Source organism: Neisseria sp. HMSC065D04, assembly GCF_001815675.1.
Taxonomy (GTDB): domain Bacteria; phylum Pseudomonadota; class Gammaproteobacteria; order Burkholderiales; family Neisseriaceae; genus Neisseria.
Genome location: NZ_KV821488.1, coordinates 26,676 through 48,943, shown reverse-complemented (window position 1 = coordinate 48,943; position 22,268 = coordinate 26,676). Strand labels below are relative to the sequence as shown.

Sequence of the window (22,268 nt, the reverse complement as noted above, 5' to 3'; positions counted from 1 at the left end):
CAAATTAGCAAAAAGGTCGTCTGAAAACATTTTCAGGCGACCTTTTGGGCGACCAAATACTATCTAAACAATCTGTTCGCACAATATCAAAACAAGACAAACCGCTATCAGACTCCGATAAGATACCTTTTACCCTTCCATATACCCCTGTTCCCGCATCGAGCAGACTTCTTTCGCCGTAACAATAAAATGATCCAAAAGTGAGACATCAACCAATGCCAAAGCCTGTTTCAGACGACCTGTAAACGCAATGTCGGATTGCGAAGGCGCTGCCGAACCGCCGGGATGATTGTGTGCAATAATCAGGCTGTCGGCGTATTCGTCCAATGCGAGCTTGACGATTTCCCTGATATAGACGGTATTTTCTGCCACCGTTCCGCGCGAGAGTTCGCGCATGGCAATCAGCCTGTTTTGGCGGTTGAGCAAAAGCGCGGTGCTGACTTCTATCTTTTCGTGCCCTAAATGCAGGCGCAGATAATCGGCAACAGCTTTCGGACTGGAAAGCGTGATGTTTTCCTGTAAATCCTCGCCCAAAATCCGCCTGCCGATTTCTTTGACGACGGCAAATTGGGTAAAACTCGCCAAACCCATGCCCTTGTATGCAGAAAGCGTTTTAGCGTCGGCGCTCATCAGCTTGCCCAAGCTGCCAAACTCGTTCAGCAGATAACGCGCCAAATCCACCGCGCTCATCCCGCGCGTCCCGACTCGCAGCAAAATCGCCAGCAACTCAGCATCGCTCAACGCGCCTGCGCCATGTGCCAACAATTTCTCGCGCGGCCGCTCGCCTTCAGGCCATTGTTTGATACTCATGTTTACCCCTTGCGTGAACATTCACGAAAAAAATCTATTTGAAAATCTGCTTGTTATTGCACTTGCTGCAACGAAATGCTTATCAAGCAATTAATGTAAATATTTCATATTTTATTATATTTTGAATGAATATTTAAAATATAAGCATAATATCCATATAAATTAATTGCATAAAAACAACGCGCTCAACTTCGCTTGTGAAAGCGATTGCCTTTCCTTATTCACCCGTATGGATTGACTGCAGATTCAATCTGACAGGTTTCAAAATGTCCCGTTTAAATCAAATCCGCGGGAAATCAGCCCCTTCGGGCAATTTCGTATTGCCCCTGCGTGCCATAGGCTAATATAATAGCGAGTTCGGCGGAGGCGGTTTATCCTTGGATTTCCACCCGTTTCCCATCCATGCTGCCCGTGCGCTTCACAAGAGTTTCAGACGACGTTTCGACGTTGCGACTCCCGCCAGCAATCAAACAGCTTTTTATCACCCTTTCGAAAATCCGTTTTGCCGGTACTCGTCATTTTTATTGGAGTATTGCCATTATGACCGCAACCACTGCGTCTTCAGCCAAACCTTATCTTAAAATCCAAGGCTTGGTGAAAAAGTTTGGTGACAATTACGCTGTCGATAACATCGACTTGGATATTTATCAACATGAAATCTTTGCCCTTTTGGGCAGCTCCGGCAGCGGCAAATCCACGCTGCTGCGTATGCTGGCGGGCATGGAAAGCCCCAATCAGGGCAAAATCATTCTGGACGGTCAAGACATTACCAAACTTGCCCCCTACGAGCGCCCTATCAATATGATGTTTCAAAGCTATGCCCTGTTCCCGCACATGACTGTGGAGCAGAACATTGCCTTCGGTCTGAAACAAGACAAAATGCCCAAAGATGAAATTGCTGCGCGCGTGGAAGAAATGCTGCGTCTGGTGCAGATGACCAAATACGCCAAGCGCAAACCGCATCAATTATCCGGCGGCCAGCAACAGCGTATCGCTTTGGCACGCAGCTTGGCAAAGCGTCCGAAAATCCTGCTGCTTGACGAACCTCTCGGCGCGTTGGACAAAAAATTGCGCCAACAAACCCAGCTCGAATTGGTCAATACGCTGGAACAAGTCGGCGTAACCTGCATCATGGTCACGCACGACCAAGAAGAAGCGATGACGATGGCGACCCGCATCGCCATCATGTCTGACGGTCAGTTGCAACAGGTCGGTACGCCCAGCGACGTGTACGACTACCCCAACAGCCGCTTTACCGCCGAATTCATCGGCGAGACCAATATTTTCGGCGGCGTCGTGATTGACGACCATGCAGATTATGCCGTTATCGAATGCGAAGGCTTGGAAAACCACGTCCGCATCGACCACGGTCTGGGCGGCCCGAGCGAACAAGACATTTGGGTCAGCATCCGTCCCGAAGACATTGATTTGTACAAAGAAAAACCCGACCACTTGGGCAGCTTTAACTGGGCAAAAGGCACGGTAGAAGAAATCGCCTACTTGGGCAGCTTCGCCATCTACCACATCAAACTCGCCAACGGCCGCGTCGTCAAAAGCCAAGTTCCCGCACCTTATTGGTATGTGCGCAACATCACGCCGCCGACTTGGGACGAAACCGTCTATATCAGCTGGCCGGAAAACCAACCGACTCCGTTGTTCCGTTGATTTAAGGGGAATGAGATGAACCTTAAAAAACTGAAAAACAAACTGTTCCGCCGCCCGGGTCAGCGCGCGGTCATTGCCGTGCCGTATATTTGGCTTTTGGTGCTGTTTCTGATTCCGTTCGCCATTGTGCTGAAAATCAGCTTTGCGGAACAAGAAATCGCCATTCCGCCGTTTACGCCGCTGACCAGCGTCGATGAAGATTTAGGTCGTCTGAACATCGCCATCAGTTATCAAAACTATGCCGATATCTTCCAAAATTTTTGGAATACCCTGAATCCGTTTGGCGACAGCGAAAACAGCAATATCTATCTGATGACCTACTGGTCTTCGATTAAGACTGCGCTGACGACGACCATCATTTGTCTGCTGATTGGTTATCCGACTGCCTATGCGATTTCGCGCGCCAATCCCGCCATGCGCAACGGTCTGCTGCTTGCCATCATGCTGCCCTTTTGGACTTCCTTCCTGCTGCGCGTCTATGCATGGATGGGCCTGCTGGGACACAACGGCATCATCAACAATTTCCTGCTCAAAATGCAGATTATCGAAGAGCCTTTAGACCTGTTCTACAACGCATTCTCGTTGAACTTGGTCATGGTTTATGCCTATCTGCCGTTTATGATTCTGCCGCTTTACACGCAACTGGTGAAACTCGACAACCGCTTGCTCGAAGCCGCTTCTGATTTGGGCGCAGGGCCGATTAAATCGTTTTTCACCATTACCCTGCCCCTGTCTAAAACAGGCATCATCGCAGGCTCCATGCTGGTTTTCGTACCCGCAGTCGGTGAATTTGTGATTCCCGAGCTGGTTGGCGGTTCGGAAAACCTGATGATCGGTAAGGTTTTGTGGCAGGCGTTCTTCGATCAAAACAACTGGCCGCTGGCTTCCGCCGTCGCCGTCGTCATGGTCGCACTGCTGGTCGTGCCGATTGCACTGTTCCAGCATTATGAAAACCGCGAATTAGAAGAAGGATCCAAATAATGCAGAAATCCCGATTATCCTGGTTCCTGAAACTGATGCTGATGCTGTCGCTGGCGTTTCTGTATATTCCGCTGGTCGTTTTGGTCATCTATTCGTTCAACGAATCCAAGCTGGTTACCGTTTGGGGCGGCTTTTCAACCAAGTGGTATGGCGCATTGCTGGAAAACGACACCATCTTGGAAGCCGCTTGGCTGTCGCTGCGCATTGCCGCCGCATCCTCGCTTGCAGCCGTCGTTTTGGGCACGCTGGCAGGCTACGCGATGGCGCGCATCAAACGCTTCCGCGGCAGCACCTTGTTTGCCGGTATGATTTCCGCGCCTATGGTTATGCCTGACGTGATTACCGGTTTGTCCATGCTGCTCCTGATTATTCAGGTGCAAATGTTCCTGCAAGGCAGCGGCGAATTGCTCCAAAGGCTTTACTTCGACCGCGGTTTCTTCACCATTTTCCTCGGACATACGACGCTTTGTATGGCATACATTACCGTCGTTATCCGTTCGCGTCTGGTGGAGCTCGACCAATCGCTCGAAGAAGCCGCCATGGACTTGGGTGCGCGTCCGCTGAAAATCTTTTTCGTCATCACCCTGCCCTTGATTGCCCCTGCCATCGCTTCAGGCTTCCTGCTCGGCATTACCCTGTCGCTGGATGATTTGGTGATTACCTCCTTCCTGTCCGGCCCAGGTTCTTCCACATTGCCGCAGGTGATTTTCTCCAAAATCAAGCTGGGTCTCGACCCGCAGATGAATGTGTTGGCAACCATCCTGATCGGCATTATCGGTACGCTGGTCATCGTCATCAATTACTGGATGATGCGCCAAGCAACCAAACGCGATCGGGAAGCCGCCGAAGCCTACCGTCAGGAAAAGCTCACCGCAGAAAAAACAAATTGACCCAATCAGACAGGCTGACCGCATCAATGCAAGGTCAGCCTGTTTTCTTCACACAACCCGTTTGACAACTTTTCAGACGACCCTCAACTATAGTGGATTAAATTTAAATCAGGATAAGGCGACGAAGCCGCAGACAGTACAGATAGTACGTTCAGCACCTTAGAGAATCGTTCTCTTTGAGCTAAGGCGAGGCAACGCCGTACTGGTTTAAAGTTAATCCACTATACCCTCCAAAGGTCGTCTGAAACCACACAAAGCATTACCCTATGATTCATCCCAATTTCAAAGAATACCTTCCCTCCTATTATTTCAGCACCATCAATCCCCACGCCGCTTATCCCAAGCTTGAAGGTCGTCTGAAAACCGAGACCTGCGTCATCGGCGGAGGATTGACAGGACTTTGTACCGCCCTTCCCCTTGCCGAAAACGGACACGAAGTGATCGTACTCGAAGCCGCACGCGTCGGCTTCGGCGCATCAGGGCGCAGCGGCGGGCAAGTCATCAGCGATTACGCCTGCGGTATGGAAGAAATCGAAAAACAAGTCGGCTTGGAACAAGCCCGCTGGTTTTGGCAGCAATCCCTGCAAGCCGTCGAACTCGTTGACGAACGGGTTAAAAAACATCAAATCGCCTGCGACTGGCAGCGTGGCTATGCTACCGTCGCCATCCGCCCGCAGCATTGGGAAGAATTGCAACAATGGCATGAACACGCCCGACAACATTACGGCGCTACCCATTACCAACTCTGGGATAAAGCTACGCTCAAGCAACAACTTGCCAGCGATATGTATTTGGGCGCACAGTTCGATCCTCATTCCGGCCACCTCCATCCGCTCAACTATACCCTGGGCATCGCCCGCGCCGCCGCCGAAGCAGGCGCGCAGATTTTCGAACAGTCCCCGATGACCCGTATCGAACCCTATCAAGGCGGCTGGCTCGTTCATACCCCGGACGGCAGCATCGAATGCCAAAACCTCGTGTATGCCGTCAACACCTACGCCGGTTTGCATCAAAAATTCAAGCCGTTGGAAAAAAAAGCCATCGCCGTCAGCACCTTCATCATCGCCACCGAACCGCTGGGCGAACGTGCAAAAGAACTCATCCGCAACAACATGGCCGTCTGCGACAACCGCCACGTCCTCGACTACTACCGCCTCAGTTCCGATGGTCGCCTGCTCTTCGGCGGTAAAGACAACGAATTCATCGACGATCCCGACCGCATGACCGAGCTTGTCCGCCAAGACATGCTCAAAGTCTTCCCACAGCTTGCCGATGTCAAAATCGAACATTCATGGGGCGGCGAATGCGACATCACCGCCAACCTCGTCCCCCACTTCGGAAGACTCGCGCCCAATGTTTACTATGCCCAAGGCTACTCGGGACACGGCATGGCGATTACCGGCATAGCAGGCCTTGCCATTGCCGAAGCCATCATAGGTGACGATGGTCGTCTGAAACCGTTTGAAAAACTCAAACACCCCAGCATCATTACCCAACCTTTCCTGCGCAAACTCGGCTCCTTCCTCGGCTCGAAATATTACCAATGGAAAGACAGCCGTTAAGCATTTGGTTAAGCTCGAACACATCAACAAAAGGTCGTCTGAAACCCGATTCAGGTTTCAGACGACCTTTTCGATATTGAATTGAAGGCTTCCAATCAAACTGCTATCGCATCAAATGTTCAACGAACGCTCGATGCATTTAGATTCCTACCCTCTCCGTTTGTGCTCCAAACCCATTACATCAAATGAATCCCGCTTGCCGGATTGGAAACATTCTCATATACGGTAATCGAAACAATTTTTCCACTTTCGTCAAACACGATTTCCAGATAAGGCTTATCAGGGCTGCGGTCGCGGTTGAAAAGGCGGAATACCCTTTGCGCCTCAAAAATCTTCCCGCGCGCTTTCAAATATTCGGGCAACCGGCTGATGTTTTGAAAACTGCCGCCAAACCCGCCGCCGTGTTTCTTAAGATATTCCGGCGTTCCTTCTATATCAAAATTGTGCGTTATCCTCAGCGGCTGATCCGACCCTTGGCTTGTCTGTTTGCCTGTTGATAAAACCAAAGTATCCCGACGCCTGAGTGCTTTCATTTCTTGTACCACCGGTTCTACCGCCTGCTGATTATAGCTCCGCTCCCCTTTTCCCATCTGATCAATAGCCTCTATCACTTTATCAACGTTTTTAGGATCATTCGGATCAATATCAGGGAACAGTGCCTGCTCCAGCGGATCGTCTCCGCCGGGAATGCCCCAAATCGCCGCCAATTCTTTAGGGCTGCGTTCAAACAAACAACTGGAATCGATATTCTCGGCAACCTGACGGACAAAATCATCAATGCCGTCAATCTGATGCAGGTTGGCGCAATTTGAAGAAAGTGCGCTTTCTATTTGCTTGACGCTATTAGAGTTGGACGCGATTGGATTCAAATCGGGTTGGGAAGAAGCAGATGACGTGGAGGATGGAACAGCGGATGCGCCGACTTCTTTTGTTTTATCTTCTTTGCTTGGAGAACACGCAGTCAGCATGATTGCAGTAAGCCATAAGAGAAGTGATGACATTTCATTTTTCATTATTTTATTTTCAACATAAAGAGGTCGTCTGAAAATCTGCCATTTCATTTTTCAGACGACCTGTTATTCATAGAACTCAAGAACCTTGTTATTGCCAGCAAGGTGCTCAATCCATCTTACCCGACGCGGTAAAACGCCAAGCTGCCCAACAGGTTGGGGAAATGTTTGACCTGTTTGTTGCCCGTCATGACCGCGCGCTCGAGGACGCGGATTTTGTTTTTGGCGCACAATAAATCAAAGTCTTTGAGCGTACACCAATGGATATTCGGCGTGTCGTACCAATGGTAGGGCATACGCTCGGAAACCGGCATATGCCCGCCGATAGCGATTTGGAAGCGGTTGCGCCAGTAGCCGAAATTCGGGAAGCTGACAATCGCCTGTTTCGCCACGCGCATGAGGCAGCGCAGGATTTTTTCGGTGTTTTGCATGGCTTGGATGGTTTGGCTCAAGACGATAACGTCAAACGTCTGGTCGCCAAATTCTGCCAAACCCTGCTCCAAATCGGCTTGAATAACGTTCACGCCGCGCGACATGGCGGCGATGACGCTGTCGGTGTCGATTTCGATGCCGTAACCGCTGCATTTTTTGTGTTCCACCAAAGCCGCCAGCAATTCGCCGTCGCCGCAGCCCAAGTCCAAGACGCGGCTGCCTTCGGGAATCCAGTCGTAAATCAACTGCAAATCGTCGCGCAAATTCATGATCGGCAATCCTTGTCAACATTGTTCATATAAACCGCTACGGCGCGCATATAAGCCTCGTCTTCCATCAAAAAGGCGTCATGGCCGTGGTTGGATTTGACTTCGATATACTGCACCGGCTTGTGCGCGGCAATCAGCGCTTTGACCAGCTCTTTGGAACGCGCGGGCGAGAAACGCCAGTCGGTACTGAAGCTGGCGACAAAAAATTTCGCTTTCACATTTTGCAGGGCGCGGGTCAGGCTGTCGCCAAAATCCGCCGCTGGATCGAAATAGTCCAAAGCCTTGGTCATGAGCAGGTAAGTGTTGGCATCAAACCGCCCGACGAATTTGTCGCCCTGATAGCGCAGATAGGATTCCACTTCAAATTCAACGCCGTAGCCGTATTGATAGCCGTTTGAACGCAAATCGCGTCCGAATTTTTTGCCCAAACCGTCTTCGGCAAGATACGTAATGTGCCCCATCATGCGGGCAATCCGTAAGCCTCGTGCAGGAACGGTATTGCGGCTGCGGTAATGTCCTTCGTTGAAATCAGGGTCGGTCAAAATCGCCTGACGCGCCACATCGTTGAACGCGATATTTTGCGTCGAGAGTTTCGGCGCAGACGCAATCACCAAGGCATGGCGCACGCGCTCGGGATAGGAAATCGTCCATTGCAAAGCCTGCATACCGCCTAAGCTGCCGCCGACAATCGCCGCCCATTGTTCGATACCGAGATAATCGGCAAGCGCGGCTTGGGATTTTACCCAGTCCTTTACCGTAACCACCGGAAAATCCGCACCGTATTCCCTGCCCGTTTCAGGATTGATCGACAAAGGCCCGCTGCTGCCGTCGCAGCCGCCCAGATTGTTCAAACCGACCACAAAAAAACGTTCCGTATCAATCGGTTTGCCGGGTCCAACCATATTGTCCCACCAGCCCGCATATTTATCCTCCGCCGAATGCCTGCCCGCAACATGATGGTTGCCCGACAGCGCATGGCAGATTAAAACCGCATTGTTTTTTTCGGCATTCAGCTCGCCGTAGGTTTCAATCATCAGATCGAAACGCGGCAAAGTTTTACCGTTTTCCAAAACCAGCGGCATCTCAAACGGAATTTTTTGGGGCGTTACAATGCCCACCGAGGCACTTTGACTCATATCCTATCCCAACAAATGCGGCGAAAAGCGTTATTATATAGCAAACGGCATGACTTTTTGACACGGTCGGACAAGCAGCCCGACGCGCTGAAACATCCGTCCTCATGCCGCTGCGCCCGAACCATACTTTTTCAGACGACCTCCCCCGCTTCCCGACATGATAGGCAGACTTTTCCGTATTTTTTTCTTTTTCGCACTTGCCGCGCTGATCATCAACCGCCTCTTCAGCCGCAAGCAAAAACGCGCCCTGCGCGATGTCGCCAAAATCAGCGCATGGGTGCTGCTCGGTGCTGCCGCAGCAACGCTGTTTTGGTATCTGGTCATGCTGTATTTCAAACACATTCCAGATTCTTATTGACCGGACGTTGATAGCCAGACAAAAGGTCGTCTGAAAACCCAAATTCAGGTTTTCAGACGACCTTTTCCCGTATATTAAAAACACGGGGGATGACGACGTTGCCAAAGCGGCTGTCTCAACTCAAGATTTAGCATCCGGCTTCTCCTTAAACTCCGTTCCGACGAACGTCCGTTTCGGGTTGCCGCGCTCCACCTGATAAAGCTGGCTGTGCTGTGCGCGGGCGTAATCGTCAGCCTGTCCGGCATGGTGTTCCGCCAACTTTTGCGCCAGCAGAGTCAAAGCCAATTTTTTGTTGGCATGCTGACTGCGTTCGCTTTCGACGCGTACGGAAATACCGCTCGCTTTATGAGTGGCACGGACAGCACTTTCAGTTTTATTGACGTGCTGCCCGCCTTTGCCGCCCGAACGGCAGGTTTGAAACTCAATTTCGCTTTCAGACGGCATTTCAGGCATATCAGGCATGCGGAAAACGCCGATATACCAGTTTTTACGCGGATGCTTCGGACGGACGGGGCTGGCGCATATCCATTGGAGCGAACCTTGCCAACGCTGTGCCAGAGTTTCGGCATACTTGCCGTCCAATTTAAGCACCGCCGACATCATGCCGTGTTTATCGGCGGTTTCGGAGATGATTTCCGCCTCAACACCTTCCGCCTTTGCCTCGGCAAGCAGCCTGCCCAATACAAAACGGGCAAAGATGCGGCATTCGGCAGGCCCTTGGGCTGTAGAAATTTGCAGATAAACCGTTTGTAAGTTTTGCTTCATTTTTATTCTCCACATCCGCCGCTGGTTTTATAAGTCAAAACGGGTTTGAACCGAGCGACCAATTCAATCAGACCTGCGTTTTTCATGGCAGAAATGACGCTGTCTATGCTTTTATAAGCCTGCGGAGCCTCTTCAAAAATCAAAGCCTTATCCTGACAAACGACCACGCTGCCGAATGCGGTTTGACGCAGGCTGTCGGCGGAATATCTGTGCGACAGGCGGCCTTTGCATTCGCCGCGCTGCCATTTCCGTCCTGCGCCGTGTGCCAATGTGTTCAACGAAATTTGGCAATCTTGGGTCGGCAGAACCAGATAGCTGTAATCGCCGCGCGAGCCGGGTACCATGACCAAGCCTTTATCGGCGGGCGTTGCGCCTTTTCGGTGCAGCCAGCCGGTTTGCCCCGCGATTTCAGTTTGTTCGAGGAAATTGTGATGCACGTCGAGCAGGCAATCGCCTTCCGTGTGCCAGCGGTCGAGCATTCTGGCGGCAATCAGACGACGGTTTAAACGGGCGAACTCAAGGGCTGCCTGATGTTCGGCAAGATAGTCCGCCGCAGCCTCGCTGCCTTCTGCCAAACCTCGATGGCCGTAGGCTTCGATGTGGCGTTGCAAAATCTGCTGACCCAGGCCGCGCGAACCGCTGTGTACCAACAATTGCAAACGGTTTGAATCAAAGGCAGTGGGAAGCAAATCGTCGCGGTAAACGGTTTCAACGGTTTGCAATTCGGCAAAGTGATTGCCGCCGCCGATAGTGCCGACAGCGAGGTCGTCTGAAAACGGAAAATCGGATGCGGATTCTCCAAGCAAGGATTCTTGTTCGTCTTGGCTCAAAGGCATGTCGATGTTGCCAAGCTGCTTGGCAAGTTTGGCAGGTTTGAGCTTGGCGGCGGACAAACCGGTTTGCCAAAACGCCATGCCGCAGCCGATGTCGTTGCCGATGAGCGCGGGGTAAAAATGGTGTTCGCTGAAAAACGCTGCGCCAACGGGATAACCCCGCCCCGCGTGCAAATCAGGCATGCCGGCTACGCGCAGCATGTGCGGCAGCTTGGCAGTGGTTTCGAGTTGAGCGACGGCGTTGCCTTCAATCCAGGTTTCCGAATCAGCGATGATGTGAATATGATGGGGATTTTGATAATTGCCCATGTGTATGCTTTCTTTAAAACGGACAGATGGCAAAACGTGTCCAAACCGACAAAACAAAAAAAATGTCCAGTTTGAAAATATACCGACTGCCGTCTGACTTTTTCAGACGACCTCTGTCCGATTGATGGGAAAGCAGCCCGAAGCGGGCGATAGGGAAAATGCGGGAACGCGTTGTCCGAAAATCAGACCGACGCTTGGGCTGCAAAGAATGTGATTGAGCGGATTGAAGTATTGCGTGTCATGGCTGCTCCTTTCTTTGCATGTGAAAATTGAAAACAGGCGGATTATAGGGGAAATGTTTGAAACGTTACAATAAAACTGCGTTTTTTATGAAGAAATGTTGTATAACTGCCATAATGTAATGAAAACAAAAAAGCAGCCTGTTACACTACCCGAACCATCGTTCCACGTTATCAGACCGCCGCTTGGTTTATCATCTGTTCAAACCTGTTCCAACAAGTTTTCAGACGACCCCAAAGGTCGTCTGAAAATCAAAAACACAAAAATCAAAACCTTACCGACCACCCATACGCATCAACCGCAGCACGCCCAACCGCTGGCGGTGAAACTTCCGAAAAGCCATTCAAAAAGCGGACTGCAAACTAAATACATTTTGTCAACGGTTCTACACAGCAGCCGTCTGAAACCACCAGAAAGGCAGAAACATGAATCCTAAATCCCTCTACCGCGCCGCCCTGCTCGAATGCCTCAGTTATGTCTGTTCTGACGAAGCCTACGCCGCCTACCGCAAACTCGCCAAAAAAGGCTGCCCAGACGGCTGGTTCGGTCTCGGCAATGCCCGCCAGTACGGCGAAGGCGCCAAACCCAACCTCACCAAAGCCGAAAAATATTACCGCTGCGCCGCCAAACTCGGCCACGCCAAAGCACAGGAATCCCTCGGCCGCCTGTACGAATTTGCAGAAAAGCCCGACTACCGCTGCGCCCGCAAATGGTATGCACGCGCCTTTAAGCAACACGGTAGCATAAACCCCGATACGGCCTATGCAGCCTACCGCCTCGGCTTGCTGCACGAGCGCGGCCTCGGCGGCAAAAAAGACATTAAGACAGCCTGCCTGCTTTATCGCAAAGCAGCCAAAGCGGGTTGTGCCGAAGCCCAACGCGCCCTCGGCTACCTATACGATGAAGGCCTCGGTCTACCCCGAAACTACACCAAAGCCTACAAATGGTACGCCCGCGCTGCCCTACAAGCGGATGAAACCGCCTGCAACAACATAGGCTTCCTCTACTACAACGGTAACGGCGTGCGCCGCAGCAAAAAACAGGCGAAAAAATGGTACAAACTCGCCGCCCGCGCGGGCAGCATCATCGCATTATCCAACCTCGGTATCCTCTATGAAGATGCAGGTCGTCTGAAAAAAGCCGCCCGCTACTACCGCCGTGCCGCCGAGGCAGGCAACAAATATGCCGCCAAGCAATTGAAGCGGCTGGACAAGAAAAAGTCTGCACAATAAACTGAGGTCGTCTGAAAACGGAATGTCGCGTTTTCAGACGACCTTTTACCTACTTCCCTCCAAAACCTCCAGCCATGTCTCCAGTCCGTATTCAAGCGATGTTTTGGTTTTTAAATCTAATTTTTTCATCAGCCGCTTTTCGTTCTCCACATGCGGAAACAAAGCTTTCTCAATCAATTCTTTGCCTTTATCGGTCAAACGCACCAGCATACTTCGCGCATCGTCGGGGTTGGGCAGGCGGTCAATTAGCCCTTGGTTTTCCAAGTTTTTCAGGCGCGTAGTCATGGTACCTGATGTTACCATCAGCGAAGAGAACAACTCAGTTGGGGTCAACGTATAAGGCGCGCCACTGCGGCGCAAAGTAGCCAGCACATCGAACGAGCCTTCGGTTAAACCGTATTCTCCGTAAACTTTTTCCAATTCGCGTGCAATTAAAGCAGCGGCGCGTTTCAGACGACCTATTAACAACATGTTCTCTGCTTCCAATTCTGGTAGTTCCTGCTTCCATTGGGCAACGGCGCGGGCGGCTGCATCAAGGTGTTCGGTCATAGGATGCTCCGTTCGGTTTTCAATGGCGATTATTTTATCTTGACTTCAAGCTAATTTCTATTTATATTTAACTTGAAATCAAGATAACTCAACTGGAGAAAACCATGTTTGCCGATAAACAAACCGTTTTAAATGCCTTCCGTTTCCGCCACGCCTGCAAAAGCTATGACGCAGCGAAGAAAATCCCTGCCGATGATTTCGCCTATATTCTGGAAACTGCGCGCCTGTCGCCCAGTTCGTTCGGGCTGGAACCTTGGCGGTTTTTGGTGATACAAAACCGTACTCTGCGCGAAGAGTTGCGCGGCATTGCATGGGGCGCGGCGGAAAAAATTATGGATTGCAGCCATTTTGTGATTTTGTTGGCACGCACACAGGCTGCCATGCAGGCGGATTATCAAGAAAAAATCTGGGGCGGCGCGCATGGAATGCCGTCTGAAACTATTGGGATGATGCAAAAATTTTTCAAACAGTTTGCCGAAACCGATTTTGCCATTGCCGATAATCCGCGCGCATTTAACGACTGGGCAACCAAGCAAACCTATATCGCGTTGGCGAATATGATGACCGCTGCCGCGTTGATTGGTGTGGATTCCACGCCGATGGAAGGCTTTCAAAAAGAAAATGTGGAAAAACTGCTGTCGGAAAAAGGTTTAATCAATCTTGACGAATACCGCGTCAGCGTCATGGCGGCGTTTGGCTATCGCGCAGGCGAACCCAAGCGCGCCAAAACGCGGCAGGCAGTAGACGATGTGGTTGATTGGATTGAATAAACACCTGAAAATCAGCAACACAGACATTCACCAGTTGGCAAAATTAAGAGTTTTGACCGATGGCAGCCTGCACTTGAATGAAGAAGAGAAGGTTTCCGATAGGCCAAATTTCCCACCCGCTTATTCATTTATTTGGAGGACTTATGCGCTTACATTATTCCCAATATGCCCTTGAAAGCTATAAGGCACTGCTGGCTTTGGAAGCCAGCCTCACGCTGGATAGTACCCTGAAAGATTTGGTGAAACTGCGTGTTTCGCAAATCAACGGCTGCGTTTTTTGTGTCGATATGCACGTTAAAGAGGCCAAGCTGCACGGCGAGCGCGAACTGCGCCTGCACCATTTGGCCGTTTGGCACGAATCAACCCTGTTTACCGAAAAAGAACGGGCCGCGCTGCAATGGGCGGAAAGCCTGACCCGCATCTCCGAACAAGGTATCCGCGATGCGGACTACGCAGCGGTACGCGCCCATTTTGATGAAGAAGAACTGGTGGCGTTGACCCACGTCATCAACACCATCAACGTTTGGAACCGGCTGAACGTGGCTTTTGCCACTCCGGCGGGCAGCATGGATAGTCTGATGGGATTGGAAAAGGCAGGTTTGATTTAGTCTGGCAAGACAATCTGAAATCGATCAAACATCAACAGGGGCTACCTAAAATATAAAAAGCAGTCTGCACATTCAAAACCAAAGTGCAGGCTGCTGTTGCCCCATCACACCCCATTCCCTTTTTTTCAGACGACCTCCTGTATAGTCAATCTGAAAAAGCTGCATTCCTACGAGAATCAAAATGCCCAACCGTACCGCCACCATCCTGACCACCGCACTCGCCCCGTTGATTTGGGGCAGCACCTATCTCGTGACCACCGAATTTCTGCCGCCGGATCGACCGTTCACCGCTGCGCTTATCCGTGCTTTACCCGCCGGGCTTTTGCTGTTGGCGTGGACGCGGCGTATCCCTAAATGCAGCGAATGGACGACCGTTGTCTTGCTCGGTTTTTTGAACATCGGCTTTTTTCAGGCCATGTTGTTTGTGGCGGCGTATCGCTTACCGGGCGGACTTGCGGCGGTTTTGAGTTCGACGCAGACGCTGATGGTGCTGGTGTTCACTTGGTTAATCGGTAAAACCATGCCGCCCAAAGCGGCTTGGGCTTGGTCGGCGGCAGGGGTTTTGGGGATTGCGCTCTTGGTTTTGTCGCCGCAGGCGCGCTATGACGGGACGGGGATTTTGGCGGCATTGGCGGGCGCGGCGGCGATGGCGCTGGGCGTGTATTTGTCGAAACACCGCCGCACTTCGCTGCCCGTATTGGCGTTCACTGGCTGGCAGCTTTTCATCGGCGGCTTGTTTTTACTGCCGGTCACCCTGCTTGCCGAACCGCGGCTCGAATCTTTAAGCCCCGCCAATATCGGCGGCTATCTGTATTTGAGCCTGTTTGGTGCCGTGTTGGCTTATGTGTTGTTTTTCAGAGGAATTGCCAAACTTTCGCCTGCTGCGGTTTCGTCGCTGGGATTGCTCAGCCCTGTCTCGGCATTTATCTTGGGCTGGCTGTTTTTAGGGCAAGGGATGGACGCGAAGTCGCTGGCGGGATTTGCGTTGGTGTTGGTATCGATATTCGGGGTGCAGCGGGCAGTCATGAAAAAGGTCGTCTGAAAACAGCCTTGAGCCTTCAAGCTGCGTTTTCAGACGACCTTTTGCGCCGGTCGGTTTATTTCTTCAAGAATGCCCGTTTCAGAATAATCAGCCAATCTTTTTTATCCAAAACAGGACGTTGCGTAAATACATCGTATTTGCTGCCGTCCAGTTTCTGCAAAATCAGTTGTCCGCCGACAATAATCATCCGCAATTCAAATCCTAAGCGGCCTTTCAGCGTTTTACCCAAGGGCGAGCCGCCTTTGAGCATTTGGAACGCGCGGTTGCACTCATACGCCATCAGTCTTTGGAACGCAAAATCCGTTTTGCCTTCGGCAATTTGCGCTTCGCTGACGTTAAATTTTTGCAAGTCGTCCTGCGGGATATAAACACGGCCTTTCTGCCAATCGACGGCAACGTCCTGCCAAAAGTTGATGAGTTGCAACGCGGTACAGATGCCGTCGCTTTGGGCAATGCTGACTTCGTCGGTTTGTCCGTACAGATGCAGCATAATGCGCCCGACTGGATTGGCGGAACGGCGGCAGTAGTCAATCAGGTCGCCAAAATCCTGATAACGGGTTTTGACAACATCCTGACTGAATGCGGACAAAAGATCGTAAAACGGCTGCAGCGGCAGCTTGAAAGGCGCGATGGCTTCACGTTGCAAACGTTGCATTAGCGGGGTCAGCGGCGTTTCGCCACGCTGTATACGGTCGAGTTCGGATTTGAGTTCGTCCAAAGCGCGCAAGCGTTCATCGGCTTTTGCACTGCCTTCATCGGCGAGGTCGTCCGCAGTGCGCGCAAAAGCGTAAACGGCATGGGTAGGCTTGCGCAGGCGGCGCGGCATGACAAGCGAGCCGACGGGGAAGTTTTCGTAATGGTTGACGGACATAAATATTGGAAATTCGGTATTTGGGGTCGTCTGAAAGTATGAGCCGCGTTGCTCAAATGGCTTGCCGACGGCACGGAGTACTTCCAAACCTGTATTAACAACTCGGCAAGATTCTAACACAACGCATTATTTTATTAATGATTTAACTGTACACGCGCATAGAAATCCAAACTTGAAACCACAAAATTACCCTGTTTTCCCAATTCAGACGACCCTTTCCGCAAAACGGATTTTAGGTACGGCAAAAACTATAGTGGATTAACTTTAAATCAGTACGGCGTTGCCTCGCCTTGCCGTACTATTTGTACTGTATCTGCGGCTTCCGCCTTGTCCTGATTTAAATTTAATCCACTATATATTGAGATGACGAATCACAATACGGAAATAAGCTGTCCCATCCAAACTTAACCCGAAACCATGCCGTCCTCGTTCCTCAATATATCCGTAAACACTTGATTCGCTTATAATCCCCATACTTCCAAGTAAGCGGAGACTACGATGGACATGATGGCTTTCACGAATATTTTCTTAATCGTGCTATGTATTTTCACCATGCTGCTGGTGTGGTCGCGAAATTGGAAGTGCAAGCAGACGTATTTTGAAAAAATCAAAAGCAATCCGGACAATCTGAAATGGCTCGAACAAAATCTGACTGGAAAAGAAACAGCAGACCTCAAAAACATCAACGAGCATTTCGGGCTGCCTTTGCTGCAAGCGAAGCAATTACTTGAATACTACAAGCAGCAGTCGAAAAAATAATCTATCATAAAAAATAATCTATGGTTTAAAACAGGCGGGCTGAATTCAGTCCGCCTTTTTTACCCATTTAAAAAAAATCTTTTATTTCTGTATTGACAGAAATAAAAGACAAAAATAAAATACCCTCACTATGAAACTGAATCCGACCACTGAAAAATTTATCCTCCACTGGGGCGAAATGGGCACCAAATGGGGCGTCAACCGTACCGTTGCACAAATCCATGCCCTGCTCTACATCTTAGGCAGACCGATGAATGCCGAAGAAATTACCGAAACGCTCGGCGTAGCGCGCTCCAACGTCAGCAACAGCATCAAAGAGCTGCAAAACCTGAGGCTGGTGCATACCGTGCATATCTTGGGCGACAGGCGCGATCATTTTGAAACTTCAGACGACGTTTGGACTTTATTCCGCACCATCGCAGAAATGCGCATGCAGCGCGAAATTGAACCGACGCGGCAATTTTTGCAAAGCCTGATCGACAGCCCTGAATTTAGTCAGGAAAATGAAACCGCCAAACAGCGAATCCGGCAAACCTATGATTTCATCAATACGCTGACCATATGGGCAAATGAAATGTTGAAGCTTTCCACTTCAACCATGGTGAAAATTTTGAAAATAGGCGCCGGAATACAGAAATTTTTCCGATGATGCCGCCCCAATTGGTTTACAAGACACAACACCCGGTTTCTCTTACTCAATCATAGGTGTGTTATGGCACATTCAACAGATGATTATTTCGACTATCCGAGAGGCAGAGTCATCACCGTTTATGCTGCATCTACGCTATTTTTTGCGTTTAGTATCGGCTACTATGCTTTATTCTTTACCGTACCGGCCCTAATTTGCGGTTTGATCTTAAGCTTGACGTCTACATACAGGGACTTACGCGGCCTTATACGGGCAATCATAACCGGATCATTATGCGGTTGCCTATATCTTTTACTGTTTGGTGCAGATTTTGTCACCAGCCTCCTAGCAAGCGTGGTAATAGGCGGTACTTATTCTTTGATTGTTGGCGTTTTGAGCTTGCCCAATCCTCCGGGGGAGGATGATATTCAGGAACCTGCCTAATTTTTTTACCCTTATATTTCTCTTTTGACAGAAATTTTAGAAATTACAGGCTAAATATATAAATAAACCGAAATGAAATTAGGAAACCAATATGTCCGACAAAACTACACGCAATCTCCCTGCCTACCTGTCTTACTCGATGGGGCTGCTATGGCTGTGGAGCGGTACCCAACCTCTGTTTTTCATGCCCGAAATGTCATTGGATTTGCTGCATTCGGTCGGCATTCCCGATCCGTTGCTGTGGCCGACATTAATCGCCGCTTCACTGCTGGACATCGGTTTTGCCTTTTTATGCTTCAGCCGCTTTCGCGCCCGTTCCGAAATATGGCTGCTGCAATTGCTGACCGTCGCGGCATACAGCCTGATTATTGCTTTCAGGCTGCCCGAAATGTGGGCGCACCCTTTTGCGCCTTTGGTAAAAAACCTGCCGATTATGGCTACTTTACTTTTCCTGTATCAATCCGTAGGAGATAAAAAATGAATACCTATTTAATCGTTAAAACCCTGCACATCATCTCGGCTACCTTAATGGTCGGCACCGGTTTTGGTACGGCGTTTTACCTCTTTTGGGCAAACCGCAGCGGTTCGGTCGCCGCGCAGTCGGTCGTATCACATTGGGTCATCAAAGCAGATTGGTGGTTTACGACCCCCGCCGTCATTTTCCAACCCTTGTCCGGTTTATGGATGCTGTACGAACGCGGCTATACCGTTTCCACCATGCTGGAACAAAATTGGGTATGGATGACGCTCGGTTTATACATCCTTGCAGGCATTTGCTGGCTGCCCGTTGTCTGGCTGCAAATCCGCATGGCAAAGATTGCCGAACAAGCGCATAAAGAAAACGCAGATACCATTCCGGAACCCTATTGGCGTTATGCCAGACGCTGGGAATTGCTGGGCTATCCCGCCTTTTGCGCCACTATCGTGATTTACTTCCTGATGGTGATGAAACCGATTTAAAAATTTTCAGACGACCTCAGCAACACCATAAAGAAAAACCATGAACATCATCATTTTCGGAGGCAGCGGCTTCATCGGCAGCCGTACCGCCCAAATCTTAAAAGAACAAGGTCACCAAGTTTGCACGCCCGACCGCCGCGCCTTCGATTTTCTTCATCCCGATGAAACCGCTGCACGCCGTTTATTGGAAGGGCAAGACGTCCTCATCAACTGCATCGGCATCATGAGCCGTCATGCCGAAATACTCGAAACCGTACACCACCGCACGCCCAAACAGCTCGCCGCATGGACAAAAGCAGCGGGCATAAAACGCTGGGTGCAACTATCCGCACTGGGTGCCGACCCATCTCAATCCATCAACTTTGTCGGCAGCAAAGGACGTGGAGATGATGCCGTCGCCCAAAGCGGCATCCCGATTGCCATAGCCCGACCATCCGTCGTTTACGGGCGAGGGGGAACCAGCTGCGAACTGTTCATCAAATTAGCCCGCCTCCCTTTGCTTCCCCTGCCGGAAGGCGGCCGCTTTCATTTGCAGCCCGTCCATCTTGCCGATGTTGCCGAAGGTTTGGCAAAACTTGCCGTCCAAACCGACGCCGGCCACAGCATTATCAATATGACCGGCAGCCAGACGCTGACCTTGGCGGAATACCTGACCACCCTCCGCCAAACCCTGCACCACAAACCGCCACAACATATCCTACCTGTTCCCCTGCGCCTGCTCGACCCTGCGCTGCCGTTGGCAAACATCCTCAGCAACGGTATTATCAGCCGTGATAGCTTTGCCCTGCTCAAACAAGGCTCATGCGCCGATTATTCTGATTTTGCAGCTTTATTGGGGAGAGCGCCATTAGCTGCGGAAAACTTTTCCCGTCAAGGCTGAATCAGCCATACACACGAAAAGGTCGTCTGAAACCGCCCCGCCTAAAGCCGGTTTCAGACGACCTTTTGCCCTAATACAAGAAACCGCTAATACAATAAAGCGCCCGTATGAAAAATATTTTGCTACAATATGTAATTGTATGTTACATAAGCAGTATATCATCAATAAAATAATATTTTCATCACGGCTCATATCATGGCTCAGATTAAATTTAAAACACATCTTAAATGCATCCTACTTGCTTCCATCTTGCTCTCCGGCTGTCAGACTGCCTTTGAAGAAGATCAAACCCGACGCAGCAAAATTACCCAATTCGCCCTCAATCACCCCGTAGCGGCGCAAGCCATCGGCATGGAAGACACAGGCTCCTTCAATATCAGCAGCAATGCCACACGTTTTGCCTACCGCAGCGGCTTAGACGATACTGCCAACGGAGATGGCAAAGGCACACAGGTCAATGCCGTACGCCAAGCCCTGTGGCAAGCCGCCATTACCTCCCAATTCGACAACGTAATCGCCGAAGAGGCAGGTAATGCCTACCTTGCCGACATCAAAATCCGCGAAGGGAAAATCAACTATTTCAGCCGTTATCTCGCGGACCAGGCAGTTGACCAACGCAACAACCGTATCGGCCGCAGCATCGGCAGCGGCAGACCCAATACCGACATGAAGTCCCTTGCCGAAAGTGTTTTGCTCTATTACCACAAAATCGGCTTGTGGACCGCATCGGAAACGCGTACCAACGGCCGCAAAGTATGGCGCATCACGCAAGAAAAACTCAGTCCTACCGCCTACCGCGAAGCCATGAAAAATATCGAACCGTTGGATGCCGAAGGCTTGCGCGAGGAAGAGCGCAATATGCCCAAACCCGACAAAATCGACTCGATTTCCAAAACGGTTAAAGCCATCAGAAAAGTAAAAGACTGATTTTTCGACACTCTGTGCAAGTTTTGAGTAATTCATCAAAACAGCGTAAACTGTCGCAAACCCATTTTCAGACGACCTCTTTGCAAGCAGGGGTCGTCTGAAAACATTTCTCCTGCCGATTCAGCCGTTTCCAGAAGGACAAAGGACGATTATGAATTTCCCACCGCGTTACGTTTCCGCCACCCGTATGCGCCGCATGCGCAAAGACGACTTTTCCCGCCGCCTGATGCGCGAACACACCCTGACCGCAGACGATTTGATTTACCCCGTCTTCGTACTCGAAGGCAGCAATCAGGAAGAAGCCGTCCCCTCCATGCCCGGCGTGAAGCGGCAAAGCCTGGACAAATTATTGTTCACCGCCGAAGAAGCCCTCAAGCTCGGCATCCCCATGCTGGCACTCTTCCCCGTCGTTACCCGAAACAAAACCGAATTAGCGGAAGAAGCCTACAACCCCGAAGGACTCGTACCGACCGTCGTGCGCACCCTGCGCGAGAAATTCCCCGAACTCGGCATCATGACCGACGTCGCCCTCGACCCCTACACCATCCACGGGCAAGACGGACTGACCGATGAAAACGGCTACGTCCTCAACGACGAAACCATCGAAGTTTTGGTGAAACAAGCCTTGTGCCACGCCGACGCAGGCGCGCAGGTCGTCGCCCCGTCCGACATGATGGACGGCCGCATCCTCGCCATCCGCGAAGCCCTAGAAGACGCGGGACACATCCACACCCGCATCATGGCGTATTCCGCCAAATACGCTTCCGCATTTTACGGCCCGTTCCGCGATGCGGTCGGCAGTTCCGGCAACTTGGGCAAAGCCGACAAGAAAACCTACCAAATGGACCCCGCCAACACCGACGAAGCCCTGCACGAAGTCGCCCTTGACATTCAGGAAGGTGCGGATATGGTGATGGTCAAACCCGGCCTGCCCTATCTTGACGTTGTCCGCCGCGTCAAAGACGAGTTCGGCGTACCGACCTACGCCTACCAAGTTTCCGGCGAATACGCCATGCTTCAGGCAGCGATTCAAAACGGCTGGCTGGACGGCGAAAAAGTCATACTCGAAAGCCTGCTCGCCTTCAAACGCGCCGGCGCCGACGGCATCCTGACGTATTACGCCGTCGAAGCGGCAAGGATGTTGAAAAAATAAAACGACAGCAAAATGCCGCCGGTTTGCACAGAATGCCCGGCGGCATTCACATTAAGGCATTTACCTGACAAAATTTATTACAACGGAATGAATAATCAGGTAATTTCTGGTAAAATACCGCAACTCTCAAACAAACACTTACAGCGTCCGTTTTATATAGTGGATTAAATTTAAATCAGGACAAG

The 22,268-nt window shown here is 50.8% G+C and carries 25 protein-coding genes and 1 pseudogene; 18 read left to right on the top strand and 8 right to left on the bottom strand.

Going from position 1 to position 22,268, the window contains the following annotated elements; translation table 11 throughout:
* Nucleotides 1-129 precede the first annotated feature (129 nt).
* Complete coding sequence (radC, locus tag HMPREF3050_RS02675; protein WP_070773348.1) at nt 130-810, bottom strand: RadC family protein; 681 nt, start codon at nt 808-810, stop codon at nt 130-132.
* 540 nt (nt 811-1,350) lie between these two features.
* Here radC and potA point away from each other — a divergent pair.
* The 5 genes and pseudogenes from potA (at nt 1,351) to HMPREF3050_RS02655 (ending at nt 5,908) form a co-directional block, all read left to right on the top strand.
* Complete coding sequence (gene potA / locus HMPREF3050_RS02670; protein ID WP_009312960.1) at nt 1,351-2,475, top strand: ABC transporter ATP-binding protein; 1,125 nt, start codon at nt 1,351-1,353, stop codon at nt 2,473-2,475.
* A gap of 15 nt (nt 2,476-2,490) precedes the next feature.
* Nucleotides 2,491-3,456, top strand: coding sequence for an ABC transporter permease subunit (locus HMPREF3050_RS02665; protein WP_003766008.1), 966 nt, complete (start codon nt 2,491-2,493; stop codon nt 3,454-3,456).
* Entirely contained in the window at nt 3,456-4,346 is an 891-nt protein-coding gene (locus HMPREF3050_RS02660) for an ABC transporter permease subunit (protein WP_070773347.1), read from the top strand. The genes HMPREF3050_RS02665 and HMPREF3050_RS02660 overlap by 1 nt, the downstream gene beginning before the upstream one ends.
* Nucleotides 4,347-4,434: 88 nt before the next feature.
* Nucleotides 4,435-4,657: pseudogene (locus HMPREF3050_RS14980) on the top strand (hypothetical protein); the annotation flags it as partial.
* A gap of 6 nt (nt 4,658-4,663) precedes the next feature.
* Nucleotides 4,664-5,908, top strand: coding sequence for an NAD(P)/FAD-dependent oxidoreductase (locus HMPREF3050_RS02655; RefSeq protein ID WP_246830209.1), 1,245 nt, complete (start codon nt 4,664-4,666; stop codon nt 5,906-5,908).
* A 176-nt stretch (nt 5,909-6,084) separates the two neighbouring features.
* Here the strand turns inward: HMPREF3050_RS02655 and HMPREF3050_RS02650 are convergent, their stop codons facing one another.
* The 3 genes from HMPREF3050_RS02650 to HMPREF3050_RS02640 all read right to left on the bottom strand — a co-directional run bounded on the left by HMPREF3050_RS02650 (nt 6,085) and on the right by HMPREF3050_RS02640 (nt 8,755).
* On the bottom strand, nt 6,085-6,969 hold the full coding sequence (locus tag HMPREF3050_RS02650) for an NMB0938 family lipoprotein (protein ID WP_070773345.1): 885 nt from the start codon (nt 6,967-6,969) through the stop codon (nt 6,085-6,087).
* Between the two features lie 68 nt (nt 6,970-7,037).
* Nucleotides 7,038-7,619, bottom strand: coding sequence for a methionine biosynthesis protein MetW (gene metW, locus HMPREF3050_RS02645; RefSeq protein WP_003743445.1), 582 nt, complete (start codon nt 7,617-7,619; stop codon nt 7,038-7,040).
* Nucleotides 7,616-8,755 carry a homoserine O-succinyltransferase MetX gene (locus HMPREF3050_RS02640; RefSeq protein WP_049223172.1) on the bottom strand — a complete coding sequence of 380 codons (1,140 nt, stop codon included), beginning with the start codon at nt 8,753-8,755 and terminating at the stop codon, nt 7,616-7,618. The genes metW and HMPREF3050_RS02640 overlap by 4 nt, the downstream gene beginning before the upstream one ends.
* A 157-nt stretch (nt 8,756-8,912) precedes the next feature.
* On the opposite strand from HMPREF3050_RS02640, the gene HMPREF3050_RS14525 reads away from it, so the two are divergent.
* Nucleotides 8,913-9,113, top strand: coding sequence for a protein MIGRI (locus HMPREF3050_RS14525; RefSeq protein ID WP_003675061.1), 201 nt, complete (start codon nt 8,913-8,915; stop codon nt 9,111-9,113).
* A gap of 120 nt (nt 9,114-9,233) precedes the next feature.
* Here HMPREF3050_RS14525 and prfH read toward each other — a convergent pair whose 3' ends face one another.
* Together prfH and HMPREF3050_RS02625 are read right to left on the bottom strand one after the other, a co-directional pair.
* Nucleotides 9,234-9,878, bottom strand: coding sequence for a peptide chain release factor H (prfH, locus tag HMPREF3050_RS02630; protein WP_070773344.1), 645 nt, complete (start codon nt 9,876-9,878; stop codon nt 9,234-9,236).
* 2 nt (nt 9,879-9,880) lie between these two features.
* Nucleotides 9,881-11,020: an RNA ligase RtcB family protein gene (locus HMPREF3050_RS02625; protein WP_070773343.1), complete on the bottom strand. Its 1,140-nt coding sequence runs from the start codon at nt 11,018-11,020 to the stop codon at nt 9,881-9,883.
* Between the two features lie 361 nt (nt 11,021-11,381).
* On the opposite strand from HMPREF3050_RS02625, the gene HMPREF3050_RS14135 reads away from it, so the two are divergent.
* Nucleotides 11,382-11,696 (top strand): hypothetical protein, encoded by a 315-nt coding sequence (locus tag HMPREF3050_RS14135; protein ID WP_141758389.1) that lies wholly within the window; start codon nt 11,382-11,384, stop codon nt 11,694-11,696.
* Entirely contained in the window at nt 11,686-12,492 is an 807-nt protein-coding gene (locus tag HMPREF3050_RS02620; protein WP_070773342.1) for a tetratricopeptide repeat protein, read from the top strand. Before HMPREF3050_RS14135 ends, HMPREF3050_RS02620 begins: the two co-directional genes overlap by 11 nt.
* A 45-nt stretch (nt 12,493-12,537) precedes the next feature.
* Here HMPREF3050_RS02620 and HMPREF3050_RS02615 read toward each other — a convergent pair whose 3' ends face one another.
* Nucleotides 12,538-13,041: a MarR family winged helix-turn-helix transcriptional regulator gene (locus HMPREF3050_RS02615; RefSeq protein WP_070773341.1), complete on the bottom strand. Its 504-nt coding sequence runs from the start codon at nt 13,039-13,041 to the stop codon at nt 12,538-12,540.
* A 104-nt stretch (nt 13,042-13,145) separates the two neighbouring features.
* On the opposite strand from HMPREF3050_RS02615, the gene HMPREF3050_RS02610 reads away from it, so the two are divergent.
* From HMPREF3050_RS02610 to HMPREF3050_RS02600, 3 genes are all read left to right on the top strand, one after another.
* On the top strand, nt 13,146-13,811 hold the full coding sequence (locus tag HMPREF3050_RS02610; protein WP_070773340.1) for an NAD(P)H-dependent oxidoreductase: 666 nt from the start codon (nt 13,146-13,148) through the stop codon (nt 13,809-13,811).
* A gap of 143 nt (nt 13,812-13,954) precedes the next feature.
* A complete protein-coding gene (locus HMPREF3050_RS02605) occupies nt 13,955-14,419 on the top strand; it encodes a carboxymuconolactone decarboxylase family protein (protein ID WP_070773339.1) in 465 nt (154 codons plus the stop codon).
* A 181-nt stretch (nt 14,420-14,600) separates the two neighbouring features.
* Entirely contained in the window at nt 14,601-15,461 is an 861-nt protein-coding gene (locus tag HMPREF3050_RS02600; protein WP_070773338.1) for an EamA family transporter, read from the top strand.
* A gap of 55 nt (nt 15,462-15,516) precedes the next feature.
* On the opposite strand, the gene hpnC is transcribed toward HMPREF3050_RS02600, so the two are convergent.
* Nucleotides 15,517-16,332: a squalene synthase HpnC gene (hpnC, locus tag HMPREF3050_RS02595; protein WP_070773337.1), complete on the bottom strand. Its 816-nt coding sequence runs from the start codon at nt 16,330-16,332 to the stop codon at nt 15,517-15,519.
* Between the two features lie 498 nt (nt 16,333-16,830).
* Here hpnC and HMPREF3050_RS02590 point away from each other — a divergent pair, with 498 nt between their 5' ends.
* From HMPREF3050_RS02590 to hemB, 7 genes are all read left to right on the top strand, one after another.
* Complete coding sequence (locus tag HMPREF3050_RS02590; protein ID WP_070773336.1) at nt 16,831-17,091, top strand: hypothetical protein; 261 nt, start codon at nt 16,831-16,833, stop codon at nt 17,089-17,091.
* A gap of 130 nt (nt 17,092-17,221) precedes the next feature.
* Nucleotides 17,222-17,740, top strand: coding sequence for a GbsR/MarR family transcriptional regulator (locus tag HMPREF3050_RS02585; protein ID WP_070773335.1), 519 nt, complete (start codon nt 17,222-17,224; stop codon nt 17,738-17,740).
* 514 nt (nt 17,741-18,254) lie between these two features.
* Nucleotides 18,255-18,644, top strand: coding sequence for a DoxX-like family protein (locus HMPREF3050_RS02580; protein ID WP_070773334.1), 390 nt, complete (start codon nt 18,255-18,257; stop codon nt 18,642-18,644).
* Nucleotides 18,641-19,123: a DUF2269 family protein gene (locus HMPREF3050_RS02575; protein ID WP_003760641.1), complete on the top strand. Its 483-nt coding sequence runs from the start codon at nt 18,641-18,643 to the stop codon at nt 19,121-19,123. The genes HMPREF3050_RS02580 and HMPREF3050_RS02575 overlap by 4 nt, the downstream gene beginning before the upstream one ends.
* A 40-nt stretch (nt 19,124-19,163) precedes the next feature.
* On the top strand, nt 19,164-20,003 hold the full coding sequence (locus tag HMPREF3050_RS02570) for an NAD-dependent epimerase/dehydratase family protein (protein WP_070773333.1): 840 nt from the start codon (nt 19,164-19,166) through the stop codon (nt 20,001-20,003).
* 195 nt (nt 20,004-20,198) lie between these two features.
* The gene (locus HMPREF3050_RS02565) at nt 20,199-20,930 is read left to right on the top strand and encodes a DUF6973 domain-containing protein (protein ID WP_070773332.1); all 732 of its coding nucleotides are present in this window, start codon (nt 20,199-20,201) and stop codon (nt 20,928-20,930) included.
* A 151-nt stretch (nt 20,931-21,081) separates the two neighbouring features.
* Complete coding sequence (gene hemB, locus HMPREF3050_RS02560) at nt 21,082-22,083, top strand: porphobilinogen synthase (RefSeq protein WP_070773331.1); 1,002 nt, start codon at nt 21,082-21,084, stop codon at nt 22,081-22,083.
* Nucleotides 22,084-22,268: the final 185 nt, after the last annotated feature.

Coding starts and splice junctions, on each gene's coding strand:
- HMPREF3050_RS02665 (WP_003766008.1), top strand. CDS start 2,491: ATGAACCTTAAAAAACTGAAAAACAAACTGTTCCGCCGCCCGGGTCAG.
- HMPREF3050_RS02620 (WP_070773342.1), top strand. CDS start 11,686: ATGAATCCTAAATCCCTCTACCGCGCCGCCCTGCTCGAATGCCTCAGT.
- hemB (WP_070773331.1), top strand. CDS start 21,082: ATGAATTTCCCACCGCGTTACGTTTCCGCCACCCGTATGCGCCGCATG.
- HMPREF3050_RS02600 (WP_070773338.1), top strand. CDS start 14,601: ATGCCCAACCGTACCGCCACCATCCTGACCACCGCACTCGCCCCGTTG.
- HMPREF3050_RS02660 (WP_070773347.1), top strand. CDS start 3,456: ATGCAGAAATCCCGATTATCCTGGTTCCTGAAACTGATGCTGATGCTG.
- radC (WP_070773348.1), bottom strand. CDS start 810: ATGAGTATCAAACAATGGCCTGAAGGCGAGCGGCCGCGCGAGAAATTG.
- HMPREF3050_RS02610 (WP_070773340.1), top strand. CDS start 13,146: ATGTTTGCCGATAAACAAACCGTTTTAAATGCCTTCCGTTTCCGCCAC.
- HMPREF3050_RS02575 (WP_003760641.1), top strand. CDS start 18,641: ATGAATACCTATTTAATCGTTAAAACCCTGCACATCATCTCGGCTACC.
- HMPREF3050_RS02565 (WP_070773332.1), top strand. CDS start 20,199: ATGGCTCAGATTAAATTTAAAACACATCTTAAATGCATCCTACTTGCT.
- HMPREF3050_RS14135 (WP_141758389.1), top strand. CDS start 11,382: ATGAAAACAAAAAAGCAGCCTGTTACACTACCCGAACCATCGTTCCAC.
- HMPREF3050_RS02585 (WP_070773335.1), top strand. CDS start 17,222: ATGAAACTGAATCCGACCACTGAAAAATTTATCCTCCACTGGGGCGAA.
- potA (WP_009312960.1), top strand. CDS start 1,351: ATGACCGCAACCACTGCGTCTTCAGCCAAACCTTATCTTAAAATCCAA.
- HMPREF3050_RS02615 (WP_070773341.1), bottom strand. CDS start 13,041: ATGACCGAACACCTTGATGCAGCCGCCCGCGCCGTTGCCCAATGGAAG.
- HMPREF3050_RS02640 (WP_049223172.1), bottom strand. CDS start 8,755: ATGAGTCAAAGTGCCTCGGTGGGCATTGTAACGCCCCAAAAAATTCCG.
- HMPREF3050_RS02580 (WP_070773334.1), top strand. CDS start 18,255: ATGTCCGACAAAACTACACGCAATCTCCCTGCCTACCTGTCTTACTCG.
- prfH (WP_070773344.1), bottom strand. CDS start 9,878: ATGAAGCAAAACTTACAAACGGTTTATCTGCAAATTTCTACAGCCCAA.
- metW (WP_003743445.1), bottom strand. CDS start 7,619: ATGAATTTGCGCGACGATTTGCAGTTGATTTACGACTGGATTCCCGAA.
- HMPREF3050_RS02650 (WP_070773345.1), bottom strand. CDS start 6,969: ATGAAATGGCAGATTTTCAGACGACCTCTTTATGTTGAAAATAAAATA.
- HMPREF3050_RS14525 (WP_003675061.1), top strand. CDS start 8,913: ATGATAGGCAGACTTTTCCGTATTTTTTTCTTTTTCGCACTTGCCGCG.
- HMPREF3050_RS02625 (WP_070773343.1), bottom strand. CDS start 11,020: ATGGGCAATTATCAAAATCCCCATCATATTCACATCATCGCTGATTCG.
- HMPREF3050_RS02590 (WP_070773336.1), top strand. CDS start 16,831: ATGGACATGATGGCTTTCACGAATATTTTCTTAATCGTGCTATGTATT.
- HMPREF3050_RS02605 (WP_070773339.1), top strand. CDS start 13,955: ATGCGCTTACATTATTCCCAATATGCCCTTGAAAGCTATAAGGCACTG.
- hpnC (WP_070773337.1), bottom strand. CDS start 16,332: ATGTCCGTCAACCATTACGAAAACTTCCCCGTCGGCTCGCTTGTCATG.
- HMPREF3050_RS02570 (WP_070773333.1), top strand. CDS start 19,164: ATGAACATCATCATTTTCGGAGGCAGCGGCTTCATCGGCAGCCGTACC.